This is a genomic window from Salinibacterium sp. ZJ70 (assembly GCF_011751865.2).
Classification (GTDB): domain Bacteria; phylum Actinomycetota; class Actinomycetes; order Actinomycetales; family Microbacteriaceae; genus Homoserinibacter.
In genome coordinates this window covers 2,257,811-2,273,320 of sequence record NZ_CP061770.1, presented here as the reverse complement: position 1 = coordinate 2,273,320, position 15,510 = coordinate 2,257,811, and the positions used below count along the sequence as shown (strand labels likewise).

Sequence of the window (15,510 nt, the reverse complement as noted above, 5' to 3'; positions counted from 1 at the left end):
CGACAGGGATACATCTATGAGAGTCCGGCACCTGGGGAACACCGCGAACAACGCGTTCCACAACGTGTGTCTGTTGCGCCGCTACGAGGGCATCGAATCGACCCTTCCGATCTCCATGTTCGGGCTCGGCCACGGCATGTCCGCCCCCGCGTGGGAGGTGCACGACTTCGCCGTGCCCACCGCCGAGTGGGTCAGCTCCCCGGACTGGTCGATGTTCCCCGAGGCGGTGGCGATCAACTCCGAGTACTCGGACATCGCCGCCCCGTCGGTCTTCGGCGCGGAGCTCGACGCGCACATCATCCCCGACCGCTTTCCACGGGCGATGGACTGGGTGCGCCGCAACCTCGTCGCCCCCATGCGCGGCAAGCGCTGGGCCGAGCCGATCTTCGACCTGCGCGATCGGCAGATGCTCGCGCGGCGCAACGAGCTCACCGAGCCCGATGACCACATCAACATGCTCTACGGCGGCGACTCGTTGGCGTGGGTGAAGATGCCCCGATCACCCAAGCGCACGGTGTACCTGGAGCACGGCACCATCCGCTGGAGCGCCGACGGCGGTGCGGACTCCCGCGCCCTGCGTCACGCGTACCGTCGGCAGGTGAAGGCGTCGCAGCATCTGTGGGTCACCAACCTCGACCCGCGCACGCTGGAGATCGCCGAGGACCTCGTCCCCGGACGCTGGTCGGTGCTCCCGCATCCGTTCATGCCCGACGAGCGGGTGCCGTTCGCCACGTCGCAGGAGGCGCGCGACGAGCTGCTCGCACAGACCCGCTCTCAGCACCTCGTGCTGCTCCCCTCGAGCCAGAACTGGAGCAAGCAGCACGACAAGGGCTCGATCAAGGCGCTCAACGCGTTCGTCGAGCTGCGCAAGCGCGGCATCGACGTCGGACTCGTCGCCGTCGAGTGGGGTCTGCAGCTCGCGGAGTCGAAGGAGTTCCTCGCGAAGGCCCGCGTCGGTGACAACGTCGCCTGGATCGCGCCGATGGCGCGCTTCGGCCTGCAGCGGATGATGGCGAACGTCGACGTGGTGTGGGACCAGTTCGGCCTCGACGCCTTCGGCGCGCTCGCGCTGCGGGCGATGGAGCAGGGTACGCCCCTCGTGAGCCGCGGACTCGCCCCGATCGGCGAGGCGCTCATCGGCGGCCCCGTCCCGTGGCTGAACGCGACGACGACCGACGACATCGTGCGCCAGACCAGCGGCGTGCTCGAGGACATGGTCGCCCGCGGGCGCGACACCGTCATCGACGAGACGCGCGCCGTCTACCGCACGTGGCTGCTGGAGCGCCACTCTCCGGCGATCACCGCCGCCCTCCAGCGCGAGCTCTACGATCAGCTCATCGACGGCTCCTACTCGCCCGGTTCCGCGGATCCCGGGCGCTGGGCTGCACTGCTCAACACCTCCCGCCTCGAGAACGGATGATGCTCGCATGAAGACTGCACTGGTGACCGGCGCCGCCGGACTTCTGGGGAAGGCGACCGTCGACGCGCTCGCGGATGCGGGTGTCGAGGTCCACGCACTCGTCCGCGATGCGTCGCAGGGCTTCCGCGACGACGTCCAGTTCCACAGCGGCGACCTGTCACAGCCGATCGACTCGAGCGCGCTGCCCGCGCAGGTGGATGCGATCTTCCACCTCGCGCAGGCGCGCGAGTTCCGCGACTTCCCCGGCGGCGCGCCGGCGACGTTCGCGATCAACGTGGCGTCGACCGTCGGCCTGCTCGACTACGCGGGCAAGGCTGGCGCGTCGAGCTTCGTGTACGCCTCGTCGGGCGGCGTCTACGAGGGCGCGGCGGGTGAGCCGCTCACCGAGGACGCTCCCGTGCAGCGCCCCGAGAAGCTGGGCTTCTATCTCGGCACCAAGCTCTCGAGCGAGGCCCTCGTCAACAGCTACGCCTCCGAATTCTCGACCGCGTGCCTGCGCTACTTCTTCATCTATGGCCCTGACCAGGCCCGCGGCATGCTCGTGCCGCGACTGTACGACCGCGTGCGCAACGGCGAGGCCATCACTCTGCAGGGCGAGCACGGCATGCGCATCAACCCGGTGCACGCGGCGGACGCCGCCGCCGCCACGATCGCGGCTGCCGCGGTCGAAGGACGCACCACCTCCAACATCGCGGGGCCGCAGGTGGTCTCGCTGCGCGAGGTGGGCGAGATCTTCGCGAGCGACCTTGGCCGCGCTGCCGTCTTTGAGGGGAGCGAGGGACCGGCCACCGACTTGATCGCATCGATCGACCGGATGAGCGAGCTGCTTGCTCGGCCGACCATCACACTCCGTGATGCGCTCGCCGACATCCGCGGCTGATGCGGGTCCTCCACCTTCCAACAACAGTCGGGGGCAATCCCTCCGGTCTTAGTCATCAGCTGCGGCAGCTGGGGATCGAGTCCGAGGTCTGGACGATCACGCAGAACTACCTCAACTATCCGGCTGACCGCGTCATCGCCGACGAGAGCCTCCCCTCTCCGGTCCGGGCGCTGAAGGCGATCGCGGCGCTGCGGTACGTATTCGGGCGCTGGGACGTGGTGCACTACAACTTCGGCAGCACGCTCTTCTCGGCGCGGCTTCCGCTGGCCGGCCGCGGCGCTGCTGGACGCATCGCGGCGCGGCTCGTCAACCTCGCGCTCGGCGCGCTGCAGCGGATCGAGCTCGGCGTTCTCCGGATGCGCGGGATCCCGTTCTTCGTGCACTATCAGGGCGACGACGCGCGGCAGGGCGACTACTCGCTCGAACACTTCGAGATCAGCATCGCCACGCAGGTTCCGCCGGGCTACTACACCCCCGAGTCCGACGAACGGAAGCGTCGGCAGATCGCGTTCCTCGCCGCGCGCGCCGCGGGCATCTACGCGGTCAACCCCGACCTCATGCATGTGCTCCCGCCGTCGGCCGAGTTCGTGCCGTATGGGCACATCGATCTCGACGCGATCGCCCCCGCCTACACCCAGGAGCAGCACGAGCGGCTCGTGTTCGCCCACGCGCCGAGCAACCGGCGGGTGAAGGGAACCGACCTCATCCTCGGGGCCCTCGACGAGCTGCGTGCCGAAGGCCGCGACTTCGATGTCGATCTGATCGAGGGCATCGGCAACGACGAGGCGCTCGCACGCTACGCCGGCGCCGACGTCGTCATCGACCAGCTGTATGCCGGATGGTACGGCGGGGTCGCGCTCGAGGCGATGGCGCTCGGCAAGCCGGTCGTCGCCTACATTCGCGAGCAGGATCTGGTGCACCTGCCCGCGGGGATGGCCGAAGAGCTGCCGCTCCTCGTCGCGACGCCCACAACGATCACGCAGACGCTGCGGCGCATACTTGATATGCCTCGCGCGGAGCTCCTCGAGCATGCGCGGAGGAGCCGCGCTTTCGCAGAGCGCTGGCACGGTCCACGTCAGATCGCCACCCGCATCGCCAACGACTATCGGCGCGCTCTTGGCGCCGAGCACAACAGAACTGGAGACGAGAAGTGACGCGCAGAACTGTCACGATTATCGGCGGAGGGATCATCGGGCTCGCCCTCGCCCACCGCCTCTCTTCGAGCGGATTCGGCGTGACCGTGCTCGAGAAGGAAGCGCACTGGGCTGCGCATCAGACCGGGCACAACTCGGGCGTCATCCACGCCGGGCCGTACTACAAGCCCGGCTCGCTCAAGGCGACCATGTGCCTCGCCGGCAACGTCTCCATGACCGAGTTCGCCCGCGAGCATGGCATCGCCCACGAGAAGAACGGCAAGCTCATCGTCGCCACGGCCGACGACCAAGTGGCGCGTCTCGACGCCCTCGCCGCGCGGGCCTCGGCGAACGGCGTGACGTGCCGACTGATCTCGATGGAGGAGGCACGCGAGTTCGAGCCGCACGTCGGCGGCGTCAAGGCGCTGCGCGTTGAGAACACGGGCATCATCGACTACAAGGCCGTCTCCGCGAAGCTGGCGGAGCTCGCCGCCGCCGATGGCGCGGAGCTGCTCCTCGGCACCACGGTGCGCTCGATCCGCAACTCCGGATCCCAGGTGGTCGTCGGCCACGACAACGGCGAGGTCACCTCCGACCTGCTCATCAACGCGGCCGGACTGCACAGTGACTCGGTCGCCCGTCTCGCGGGCTTCACACCCGAGGTGCGGATCGTTCCGTTCCGCGGCGAGTACTTCGAGCTCAGCGACTCCAGCAAGCACCTGGTGCAGGGACTCATCTACCCCGTTCCGGATCCGGACATGCCGTTCCTCGGGGTCCACCTGACGCGCATGATCGACGGCGCGGTGCACGCCGGCCCCAACGCCGTGCTGGCGCTCGCGCGCGAGGGCTACACGTGGACGAAGATCTCGCCGCGCGACGTGTTCGCCACGCTCAGCTACCCCGGCTTCCTCAGGTTCGCATCACAGAACGTCGGGACGGGCATGAACGAGATCGTGCGGTCGTTCTCCCAGAAGACCTTCGCGCGTGACCTCGCTCGGCTCGTACCTGAGATCACCACCCGCGACCTCGTACCGTCGGGGGCGGGAGTCCGTGCGCAGGCGTTCAGCCGCGACGGGCGCCTCGTCGACGATTTCGTGATCCAGCAGAATCGCAACCAGATCCACGTTCTCAATGCGCCTTCCCCCGCCGCGACGAGCGCTCTGGAAATCGCTGCGCACATCGCGAGCCTCATCGACTGACCCCGCCACACAGGCGCGTCGTACGACCGAGGGGTTGCCCTCCCGTCAATATAGAGAGAGCCTCGTCGGAGGCAGGACAGCGGGGAACCATGCGGGAGAGCAGACGTGGCAACGCGATGAAGCATCGAATTCGGGGTATCGTGAGCACGGTGCTGGCGGTGACCCTGCTGAGCGCCGTTTTCGTGTCCGCCGACGCGCCCGAGCCCGCTGAGGCAGTCGCAGCGGCGGACTTCAACCCCGGCGTGATCATCAGTGACACGCTGTTCTACGACCGCACTGCGATGAGCGAGAGCGACATCCAGGCCTTCCTCGTTGCGAAGGGCAGCGCCCTCGCGGGGATGACGTTCAGCGTCGGAAGCCGAGCCCGATCGATCTCTGCTGACACCGGGAACGTGAAGTGTGAAGCATTCGAGGGCGGTTCCTCGCTTCTCGCCTCGACGATCATCTATCGCGCGCAGACCTCCTGCGGCATCAGCGCCAAGGTGATCCTCGTCACTCTGCACAAGGAGCAGGGGCTCATCACGGCCCGCAACCCCTCGCAGACGGCGCTCGACCGCGCGATGGGCTATGCGTGCCCGGACACAGCGCCGTGTGCGCCGACGACGCTCGGCTTTGGGAATCAGGTCTACGCGGGCACGCTCCAGCTCAACACCTACAAGGCGAGCCGTTTCGGGCGTCAGCCCGGCGTGCACCAGATCCAATGGCATCCGAACGCGGCGTGCGGTAGCTCGGCGGTTTACGTCCAGAATTACGCGACCGCGGCGCTCTACAACTACACCCCGTACCAGCCGAACGCGGCCGCGATGGCCAACATGCCGGGCATCGGCGACTCATGCTCTTCGTACGGAAACCGGAACTTCTGGTACTTCTACCAGACCTGGTTCGGCAGCACGCAGTCGATCACTGAGCCGCACGTAGTGGTGGGCCCGACGATCTCCGGCGCCTCCTCCGTCGGCTCGACGCTGACCCTCAACGCGGGTGCCTGGACGGGTTCCCCGACCTTCACACAGACCTGGGTGTCGTGCGCGAGCAAGCCTGGGACGTTCCTCGATCAGATCCCCGCAGGCTGCACGGCGATCTCCGGAGCGACGGGGCCGACGTATGTGACCACGGGCTCGGACGCCGGGAGGTTCATCGGGGTCCTCGTCACCGCGACGAATTCCTACGGCGCGATGTCCGCTGGCGGTGTGTACGCCAGCGCGATCGGCACGCCCGTCAACACGGCCGTTCCGACGATCTCCGGGATCGCCGCGGTGGGCAGCACGCTCACCCTGAACACCGGCGGCTGGGCTGGCACGCCGACGCCCACCATCGCGATCTACTGGCTGCGGTGCCAGATGCCCATCTCGGCGACCTTCACCACTGTCCCGGTGGGGTGCGCCGTCATCCCGGGGGCGAACGGAACCACGTACACGGTCACGACTGCTGATCGCGACACCTATCTGACTGCGCAGGTCGCGGGCAACAACTCCCTCGGATTCGCGCTCGCGGGCGCCATGTCGCAGCGCCCGGTCGGATTCCCAGTGAACGTCTCCGCGCCCACGGTCTCCGGTGCTCCGAAGGTTGGCGCGACCTGGACGGCGAACCCGGGAACGTGGGTGGGTGATCCGACGCCGACGATGGCGATCCACTGGCTTCGCTGCTCGCAACCGATCACGACCGGCTACACGACCGTTCCCGCGGGCTGCGTCGCCATCAGCGGGGCGACCTCTGCGACGTACGTGACCACGCTTGCCGACGTCGGTTTGTACCTGACGGCGCAGGTAGCGGGTAACAGTCCGCTCGGGTTCGCGATCGCGGGTGCCCTCAACTCCACGCAGATCGTGTCTGCTGCTGCTGCGCTTCCGGCGAATGTGGTGAAGCCGACGGTGTCGGGTAATGCGGCCGTGGGCTCCGTGTGGACGGTGAACACGGGTACGTGGTCGGGCAACCCGGTGCCGACGATGGCGATCTACTGGCTGCGGTGCGATCAGCCGATCACGGTGACGTACACGACGGTTCCGGCTGGCTGTGCGGCGATTCCGGGTGCGACGTCGACGTCGTACACGGCTGCGTCGGGGGATGTCGGGAAGTATCTGACGGCGCAGGTAGCGGGTAACAGTCCGCTCGGGTTCGCGATCGCGGGTGCCCTCAACTCCACGCAGATCGTGTCTGCTGCTGCTGCGCTTCCGGCGAATGTGGTGAAGCCGACGGTGTCGGGTAATGCGGCCGTGGGCTCCGTGTGGACGGTGAACACGGGTACGTGGTCGGGCAACCCGGTGCCGACGATGGCGATCTACTGGCTGCGGTGCGATCAGCCGATCACGGTGACGTACACGACGGTTCCGGCTGGCTGTGCGGCGATTCCGGGTGCGACGTCGACGTCGTACACGGCTGCGTCGGGGGATGTCGGGAAGTATCTGACGGCGCAGGTAGCGGGTAACAGTCCGCTCGGGTTCGCGATCGCGGGTGCCCTCAACTCCACGCAGATCGTGTCTGCTGCTGCTGCGCTTCCGGCGAATGTGGTGAAGCCGACGGTGTCGGGTAATGCGGCCGTGGGCTCCGTGTGGACGGTGAACACGGGTACGTGGTCGGGCAACCCGGTGCCGACGATGGCGATCTACTGGCTGCGGTGCGATCAGCCGATCACGGTGACGTACACGACGGTTCCGGCTGGCTGTGCGGCGATTCCGGGTGCGACGTCGACGTCGTACACGGCTGCGTCGGGGGATGTCGGGAAGTATCTGACGGCGCAGGTAGCGGGTAACAGTCCGCTCGGGTTCGCGATCGCGGGTGCCCTCAACTCCACGCAGATCGTGTCTGCTGCTGCTGCGCTTCCGGCGAATGTGGTGAAGCCGACGGTGTCGGGTAATGCGGCCGTGGGCTCCGTGTGGACGGTGAACACGGGTACGTGGTCGGGCAACCCGGTGCCGACGATGGCGATCTACTGGCTGCGGTGCGATCAGCCGATCACGGTGACGTACACGACGGTTCCGGCTGGCTGTGCGGCGATTCCGGGTGCGACGTCGACGTCGTACACGGCTGCGTCGGGGGATGTCGGGAAGTATCTGACGGCGCAGGTAGCGGGTAACAGTCCGCTCGGGTTCGCGATCGCGGGTGCCCTCAACTCCACGCAGATCGTCTCGGGTGCGGTCTCGGCGCCGCCACCGCCTTCCACGCCGACCCTGCCCGCGAACGTTGTGGCCCCGACAGTGTCGGGCGACTCGACCGTGGGCTCCGTGTGGACGGTGAACACGGGCTCGTGGACCGGCAGCCCCACGCCGACGATCGTCATTTACTGGCTGCGGTGCGACCAGCCGATCACGACGGCCTATACGACCGTGCCCGCCGGGTGCACGGCGATCCCGGGTGCGAACGGGACCACGTACACGGCGGTCTCGGCGGATCGCGGGAAGTACCTCACGGCGCAGGTGGCCGGCAACGGCACGCTCGGGTTCGCCCTGGCGGGCGCCCTCAACGCGACCGCCATCGGCGCGCAGTAGCGCACGCACAGCTTACGCGGCGCGTTGTGTCATTGCATCGCGTGAGCACCCGCGCTTCGCGCGCGAACCGGAACGGTTCCGCGCCCTCCGGTCGAGGATGCGGAGCCGCAGCCTGTCAGTCGCGCACGTAGTGGCTGAAGCCGAGCGTCTCGTCGGTTCCCGCCAGCCGGAAGCCGGCGCGGGTGATCTCCCCATGCAGGCGTCGGGGCCATGACCGTCGCCGTGACCGCGGCTCGTGGAACGGGTCAGCGTATCCGGGCGGCGTCCAGAGGACGACGCCGTTGTCGTAGAGGCGCACGCGCTCGCGCATGAAGTTGCTGCGGAAGTCGCGGATCTTCGACGACAGCGGCGAGGGTAGCACGAGCCCGATGAGCACGTTGAGCAGGTGCTTCGCGCGGGACGGGAAGATGTGGTCCCACACCATCAGGTCGCCGCCCGAGCGGGTGACGCGCGCGATCTCCGCAAGTGAGCGACCGAGGTCGAGCGTGTGGTCGAGCGCGGTGGCGGCGATCACGAGGTCGACGCTCGCGCTGCGAACCGGGAGGAACTCGCCGACTCCCTGGACGAAGCTGCCGTTCCAGCTGCTCTCGAAGGGGTCGACTCCGATGAGGGTGGCGTCAGCAGCAAGCGCCGGCAGATACGCGGGGCGCTCGAGCGGGCCGCAGCCCAGGTCGAGCGCGACCTTCGTATCGGCGCCGATGCGATCGGTGATGAAGTCCGCGAACTGGCGTGCGTCCTCGCGCCCGTCGACCGAGCACGAGCTGCCCTTCATGAGGGAGTACGAGACGAATCCGTTGTTCTGGGCAGCCGACCAGCGGAGGAACCGTTTCTGGTCGATGGTGCCGAGGAGCTGACGGTACGGATAGGCGAAGCGGCGCGACCCGACGTTGGCGTAGGGGAGGCCGCACTGGGCGCACGCCCCGGGGTAGTGATCGAGCGACGCCGACGTGTGCACGGTGCGCGTAGCCGCCTCGAGGGGGAGGGTGTGGTCGCCCGACGTCGCCAGCGTGCTCGGGTCGAGCTCCGCGTGGCAGCGTGGGCACGCCCAGAGGGGCGACTGCTCGGATGCGCTGTTCATATCGTCTTGCCGGCGCGTCAGGTGAGGCGCCAGTTCAGGCCTTCGGCTACCATCTGCTCGGCGATCTCGACCACGCGAGTGCCCTCGGCGAGCGTGACGATGCCCTGCGGCGAGCCGGCGAGCACGGAGTCTCGGAACGCCTCGTGCTCGGCGACGAGCGGCTCCTTGCGCTCCAGCGCGAATCGTGTGACATCGCCCTCGGTGACTCCTCGGAACGATGCCGCTTGATCCCAGGTGTTCTGGATCGTGCCGTTGATATAGAAGGTGAGATCAGCCGTCAGGGTGTCTGCGACGAGGACGCCCTTCTCGCCGGTGATGATGGTGACACGCTCCTTGAACGGGGTCAGCCAGTTCACCGTGTGCGAGGTGATGGTGCCGCTCGACAGCGTGCCGACGGCGACGACCATGTCCTCGTGCGGGCGGCCGCTGCGGTGGGTGGTGCGCGCGTTGACGGAGACGAAGGACTGCTGTGCGACCCATGCGGTGAGGTCGATGTCGTGGGAGGCGAGATCCTTGATGACACCCACATCGGCGATGCGACCGGGGAACGGCCCCTGGCGACGCGTCGTTATCTGGTAGATGTCGCCGATGAGCCCGTCTTCGATGCGGGTGCGCGCCGCCTGCAGGGCGGGGTTATAGCGCTCGATGTGTCCGACGCCGCCAATGAGTCCCTTCTCGGCGAACAGGTCGCGAAGCGCCGTGGCGTCCTCGGACGTCGAGGCGACGGGCTTCTCGATGAGGGCGTGGATACCCTCGTTCGCGAGGCGCGTGGCCATGTCGAGGTGGTACACGGTGGGCGCCGCGACGACCGCGTAGTCGAGCTTGAGGTCGATGAACGCATCGAGGTCGCCTACTACGGGACGGTCGTGCACGGTCGCGGGGACGTTGGGCGCCGGGTCGAAGACACCCGCGAATTCCACGCCCTCGAGCCCGGCGAGCACGCGGGCGTGGTTGCGTCCCATCACTCCGAGGCCGAGGACTCCGGCGCGCAGCGTCATCAGGCGCCCGCCTTCGCGACCGCATTGACGGCTTCGACGATCGTCGACAGCTCATCCTCGGTGAGGCTCGGGAACACGGGAAGCGAGAGCACTTCGCGCGCCGCGCGTTCGGTCTCGGGAAGGTCGAGCTCGAGTCCGAACGACGGCAGGCGATGGATGGGCGTCGGGTAGTAGACGCCGCTGCCGACCCCGCGCTCGGCGAGCGCAGCAGCGAACGCGTCGCGGTCGTGGTCGACGACGCGGATCGTGTACTGGTGCCAGACGTGGACGGCGTTCTCGCGCACCGTGGGGACGACGACGCCTTCGAGGTTCGCGTTGAGGAACTCGGCGTTCTGCTGGCGCTTCGCCGTCCAACCGGCGAGCTTGGTGAGCTGCACGCGGCCGATCGCCGCGTGGATGTCGGTCATGCGGGTGTTGAAGCCGATGACCTCGTTCTCGTAGCGGCGCTCCATGCCCTGGTTGCGCAGAACGCGCACGGCGCGGGCCAGCTCGGCGTCGCCCGTGGTGACGATGCCTCCCTCGCCGCTGGTCATGTTCTTGGTGGGGTAGAACGAGAACGACCCGGCCACGCCCCAGCTGCCGACAGGGCGACCGTCGACGGCGGCGGCGTGCGCCTGCGCGGCGTCCTCGAAGAGGAGGAGGTCGTGTCGTTCGGCGATCGCCGAGATCGCGGGGAGGTCGGCCGGGTGGCCGTACAGGTGCACGGGCATGACGGCGCGGGTGCGCTCCGTGATGGCGGCTTCGATGGCTGCGGGCGACGCATTGAATGTGTCGGGCTCGATGTCGACGAAGACGGGCGTCGCGCCTGTGAGGCCTACGGCGTTCGCGGTCGCGGCGAAGCTGAATGACGGCACGATGACCTCATCGCCCGGGCCGATGCCGGCTGCGACGAACGCCATGTGCAGCGCAGAGGTGCCCGAGTTGACGGCCACAGCGTGCGTACCGGGAACCACCTCGTCGGCGAACTCCTGCTCGAACGCGGCGACCTCGGGGCCCTGCGCGAGCATGCCGCTCATGACGACGCGATGAGCCGCGTCCGCCTCGTCGATTCCGATCTCGGGGCGTGCTGCGGGAATCATGATGACGTCTCCATCTCGATGAGCGTGTTGTCGTCCGTCTGACGGTAGAGAGAACCGTCGACGGGGCACTTCCAGGTTCCGTCGCCCGCGTCGGTCAGCGGCTGGCCGGCCTTGCCGACCCAGCCGACACGGCGAGCGGGGCTGCCGACGACGATGGCGAACTCGGGGACATCCTTGATGACGACGGAGCCGGATCCGACGAGAGCCCAGCTGCCGATCGTCACCGGGGCGACGCATGTCGCGCTCGCGCCGATCGAGGCACCGTCGCCGATCGTGACGCCGACGGCCTCCCAATCGGATGCCGACTTCTGGGAGCCGTCCGGGTTGATCGCGCGGGGGAAGTGGTCGTTGGTGAGCACGACAGCCGGGCCGATGAATACGCCATTGCCGAGCTTCGCCGGCTCGTACACGAGGGCGTAGTTCTGCACCTTGCAGCCGTCGCCCATCTGGACGCCGGTTCCGACGTAGGCGCCACGGCCGACGATGACGTTCGAGCCGAGGCGCGCTCCCTCGCGCACCTGTGCGTAGTGCCAGATCTTCGATCCGGCGCCGAGAGTCGCGTCGGGAGAGACATCCGCAGTCTCATGGACGAACGTGGACGATGCCATCTGCGCTCCAGCGGATCGGGAATCGGGCCGAGCGGCCCGCGAACATCTTAGCGGCTCGCAATGGGGTGAATCGCAGGGTGTCAGTCCAGGAGGTGTGGCAGATCGTCGACGGGAGGGGGCGGTGAGAGCGCCTTGCGCCAACTGAGCTCGCGTGATGCGCTGACGCAGCAGACGGTGAACGTGAGCCATCCGAAATCGGTGAGGATCGAGCTCTCGGCGAGCGCGACCACGAGGAGCGCGATCATTACGAGCGCGGGCCACGCGTAGAGGATCGAACGGCGGTGTCCTGCAAGCAGCCAGGAGCGCACGAACGCGAGGCCCAGAACGCCGACGAAGATGACGAGCCCGACGATGCCTGCCTGGAAGAGCACGTCGAGGTAGGCGTTGAGGGCGGATGACGCGGGCCGATGACTGCTGGTGGTGAGTGCGATGTACGGCGGCACATCCGCGTGCCAGCGACCCGTCCAGCCCCACCCTTCGATGACGTTGCCGGGCAGAAGCGCGACGATCTTCTGCCAGAGGTTGAGTCGGTAGGTGAGAGCGCCTTCCGCGTTGAAGAGCGTCACGAGCGCTCCGCGCAGCGCCCACGCACTCACGATGAGTGCGACAGTCAGCCCCAGGAGCGTGAACTGCCACGCCTGCCGATGCTCGGGCCGCACGCGCCGCACACCGTACAGGACGGCGGCCGCGACGGCGATGATTCCAGCTGCGGCGATGATGATGGGTGAGCGCGTGAACACGATGATGAGTCCGGCGCCGACGAGCGAGAGCACCCCGGTCAGCGTCCGGATCGAGCGGGTGCGCAGCTCGGTCGCGAACGTGACGGCGCCGACCAGCGCCAGAAGCCCCAGCTGGTTGCGCGTCTGCAGCAGGCCCGAGATGGGTCCGAGCTCGGCGATGCGCGCCTGGATGCTGAGATACGGGATCGCGGTGTCGATGATGATGCCAGCGAAGATCTCCATCGCGAGGGATCCGCCGAGCACGACCCGAAGCACATCGCCCCATGTGCGCACCGTCTGCAGGGTGTCGCGCGTGTGGGCGATGAAGAGCCCGATGAATGTGAAGGCGAGGAGCGAGGAGACGCCGCCGAGCGTCACCCACTGGTACTCGCTCCAGATGACCGATATCGCGACCCACCCGAGGAAGGCGAGCAGCGAGAGCGGCGGCACGTCGTGCTCGATCTCATCCCAGCGGGCCCACAGCACGCCGACCATGAGCGCGATGACGAGTGTCAGTGCCGCCAGGTAGCCGGGCCAGCCCATGAGGCGCACGAGCAGGAACCCGAGTGCTGAGATACCGACCCCGATCGTGGCGAGCGCCGCCGCGAACCGCGGGTTGCGCGCCAGCGCGACAAACGCGGCTCCGATGCGAAAGCGGTCGGCCGGGGTCACGGTCGAGCCGACCTCGAACGCTCGCTGATCCCGTTCGCCGTTCCCGAATCGCGCACGCCGGTCTTGATAGCGATGAGGCACAGGAGGGCGAAGCCGAGTTCGATGAGCATCCGGCTCTCGGCGAGGCTCTGCACGAGGAGCGCCACCATGAGCAGGAAGGGCGCGATCGCGAGCGGCCAGCGCAGGGTCACGGTGCCCATCCGGGGGTGAGGGGTCTCGATCGCGAGGCCCCAGCTGCGCAGGAATGCGCCGAGCACGAAGGCGCCGAACACGAGCACGCCGATGACGCCGAGCTGCAGGAAGACGTCGAGCCAGGCGTTGTGCGCCTGCAGGTAGGTGACGCCCTTGATCGTCAGCAGGTTCTCGAACGGCTCGACCCACGGTGCCCAGTAGCTCACCCACCCCCAGCCGGCGACGGGGCGCTGCACCGCGAGCTCGGCGACCGTCTCCCAGATCGTGAGCCGGTTGGTGAGGTCGGGGGAGCGGCCGAGCAGCGACAGGAGCACGTCGCGGGCGAGGTACACCCCGGCGCCGCCGACGACAGCGAGACCGACGCCGCCGACGATCACGGCGCGGCGCGTGCGTCCGCTCGTGGCGCGGACGATGAGCACGAACACCGCGGCGACTGCGACGACGACGGCCGTCGCGATGATGGTGGCCGAGCCGGTGAGCACGAGCGTGATGACCGCCGCCCCGATCCAGAACCAGCCCCATCCGCGGGCGCCCGAGTGGGCGAGCAGGCGCGCAACGAAGACGATGAGACCGAGCAGAGCCACCATCGCGAGCAGGTTCGCGTTGCCCACGACGCCCTGGATGCGGCCGCCCTCGAACAGCAGATTGCGAGACCAGTAGAAGGCCATCGGGATTTTCTCGAGGTCGCTGTAGTCCACCCAGAGCGGCAGCACGGGGCGGCGGATGATCGTGGCGACGACGAGCTCGAACAGCAGGGAGAGCCCGAGCACCCAGCGGATCGCCGAGCTGAACACCTCGAGGATCTCGTCCCACGTGAAGCATGCCGCGAAGAAGAGCGCGCCCGCGGCGGTGGCGATGGTCACGAGCGAGCCGATCGCCGAGGCGCCGGGGTACGCCGACCACGCGATTGAGAGCACTGCGAGGCCCAGGAACACCTTGAGCGTCAGCGGAACCCGACGGATGTCGGTGCGAGTGCGAACGAGCTCGACGATCGAGAGCGCCAGCAGCGCACCGATGACGGCCCCCCAGCCCCACCAGCCGAGCAGGTTGCGCCACAGGTCGCCCGCGGCGAGGGAGAAGAACCCGAGGCCCGCCAGAGTGCGCTGGTATCGGCTGGCGGTTCGCATGACCTCAGGCTAGCGCCGCGGAGGTAGCAGACGCGCGAAGCGCATACCCTGGGGTCATGCCCGAGCGTTACACCCTCGGCCACCACGAGAGCGTGCTTCGCTCCCATCGGTGGCGTACTGCCGAGAACTCGGTCTCCTACCTGTTGCCGTACCTGCGACCGGGCATGAACGTACTCGACGTGGGATCGGGGCCCGGCACGATCACGGTCGACCTCGCTCGACTCGTGTTCCCGGGCCGCGTGATCGGCATCGACGCCTCGGAGGCCGTCGTCGACGAAGCGACGCGACTCGCCGAGGCGCAGGGGGTGGAGAACGTCGAGTTCCGCGTCGCGGACGCCTACGACCCGGGATTCGATGAGGGCTCGTTCGATGTCGTGCACGCGCACCAGGTGCTGCAGCACCTCGGTCGGCCTGTCGAGGCCCTCGCCGCCTGGCGCCGACTCGTCTCGCCCGATGGCATCGTGGCCGCGCGCGACTGCGACTACGTCGGCAGCATCGTCTTCCCGGATTCCGAGGGCATCGCAGCCTGGCGTGACACGTACGTGCGCCTCGCGCGTCAGAACGGCGGCAGCCCGGATGCGGGCCGCCGGATGAAGTCCTGGGCTCGTGAGGCGGGCTTCACCGAGGTCGAGGCGGGAGCCTCTGTCTGGTGCTGGACTGATCAGCCCACGCGCGACTGGTGGGGCGGCCTGTGGGCCGACCGTGCGGTCGAGTCCGAGTACGCGGCGGGTGTCATCGCGACGGGCATCGGCGACCGTGCGACGCTCGACCTCGTGCGCGACGGATGGCTCGGCTGGCGCGATGACGCCGACGGGTGGATGCTCATGCCCCACGGCGAGATCATCGCGCGAGGCTGACGCAGACCTCAGAAGGGGGCGGGACCGATAGGTCCCGCCCCCTTCTCGTTGGCCTGTGCGGCGCGA

Annotated in this window: 12 protein-coding genes; 6 read left to right on the top strand and 6 right to left on the bottom strand. The window is 68.2% G+C overall.

Features of this window, described 5'->3' with window-relative positions:
- Positions 1-16: 16 nt before the first annotated feature.
- The 5 genes from HCR12_RS10770 (at position 17) to HCR12_RS10750 (ending at position 8,114) form a co-directional block, all read left to right on the top strand.
- A complete protein-coding gene (locus HCR12_RS10770; RefSeq protein ID WP_166866276.1) occupies positions 17-1,420 on the top strand; it encodes a glycosyltransferase in 1,404 nt (467 codons plus the stop codon).
- 7 nt (positions 1,421-1,427) lie between these two features.
- A complete protein-coding gene (locus HCR12_RS10765; protein ID WP_166866274.1) occupies positions 1,428-2,300 on the top strand; it encodes an NAD-dependent epimerase/dehydratase family protein in 873 nt (290 codons plus the stop codon).
- The gene (locus tag HCR12_RS10760) at positions 2,300-3,454 is read left to right on the top strand and encodes a glycosyltransferase family 4 protein (protein ID WP_166866272.1); all 1,155 of its coding nucleotides are present in this window, start codon (positions 2,300-2,302) and stop codon (positions 3,452-3,454) included. The genes HCR12_RS10765 and HCR12_RS10760 overlap by 1 nt, the downstream gene beginning before the upstream one ends.
- On the top strand, positions 3,451-4,632 hold the full coding sequence (gene lhgO / locus HCR12_RS10755; RefSeq protein ID WP_166866270.1) for an L-2-hydroxyglutarate oxidase: 1,182 nt from the start codon (positions 3,451-3,453) through the stop codon (positions 4,630-4,632). The genes HCR12_RS10760 and lhgO overlap by 4 nt, the downstream gene beginning before the upstream one ends.
- A gap of 140 nt (positions 4,633-4,772) precedes the next feature.
- A complete protein-coding gene (locus HCR12_RS10750; protein ID WP_191412333.1) occupies positions 4,773-8,114 on the top strand; it encodes a hypothetical protein in 3,342 nt (1,113 codons plus the stop codon).
- Between the two features lie 115 nt (positions 8,115-8,229).
- Here the strand turns inward: HCR12_RS10750 and HCR12_RS10745 are convergent, their stop codons facing one another.
- The 6 genes from HCR12_RS10745 to HCR12_RS10720 form a co-directional block, all read right to left on the bottom strand.
- Complete coding sequence (locus HCR12_RS10745) at positions 8,230-9,192, bottom strand: class I SAM-dependent methyltransferase (RefSeq protein WP_166866265.1); 963 nt, start codon at positions 9,190-9,192, stop codon at positions 8,230-8,232.
- 17 nt (positions 9,193-9,209) lie between these two features.
- Positions 9,210-10,190, bottom strand: a complete 981-nt coding sequence (locus tag HCR12_RS10740; RefSeq protein WP_166866263.1) for a Gfo/Idh/MocA family protein — start codon at positions 10,188-10,190, stop codon at positions 9,210-9,212.
- Positions 10,190-11,269 carry a DegT/DnrJ/EryC1/StrS family aminotransferase gene (locus HCR12_RS10735; protein ID WP_166866261.1) on the bottom strand — a complete coding sequence of 360 codons (1,080 nt, stop codon included), beginning with the start codon at positions 11,267-11,269 and terminating at the stop codon, positions 10,190-10,192. Before HCR12_RS10735 ends, HCR12_RS10740 begins: the two co-directional genes overlap by 1 nt.
- On the bottom strand, positions 11,266-11,877 hold the full coding sequence (locus HCR12_RS10730; protein WP_166866259.1) for an acyltransferase: 612 nt from the start codon (positions 11,875-11,877) through the stop codon (positions 11,266-11,268). The genes HCR12_RS10735 and HCR12_RS10730 overlap by 4 nt, the downstream gene beginning before the upstream one ends.
- A gap of 80 nt (positions 11,878-11,957) precedes the next feature.
- On the bottom strand, positions 11,958-13,268 hold the full coding sequence (locus HCR12_RS10725; RefSeq protein WP_166866257.1) for an O-antigen ligase family protein: 1,311 nt from the start codon (positions 13,266-13,268) through the stop codon (positions 11,958-11,960).
- The gene (locus HCR12_RS10720) at positions 13,265-14,587 is read right to left on the bottom strand and encodes an O-antigen ligase family protein (RefSeq protein WP_166866254.1); all 1,323 of its coding nucleotides are present in this window, start codon (positions 14,585-14,587) and stop codon (positions 13,265-13,267) included. The genes HCR12_RS10725 and HCR12_RS10720 overlap by 4 nt, the downstream gene beginning before the upstream one ends.
- A gap of 56 nt (positions 14,588-14,643) precedes the next feature.
- Here HCR12_RS10720 and HCR12_RS10715 point away from each other — a divergent pair, with 56 nt between their 5' ends.
- Positions 14,644-15,444, top strand: coding sequence for a class I SAM-dependent methyltransferase (locus HCR12_RS10715; protein ID WP_166866252.1), 801 nt, complete (start codon positions 14,644-14,646; stop codon positions 15,442-15,444).
- Positions 15,445-15,510 lie beyond the last annotated feature (66 nt).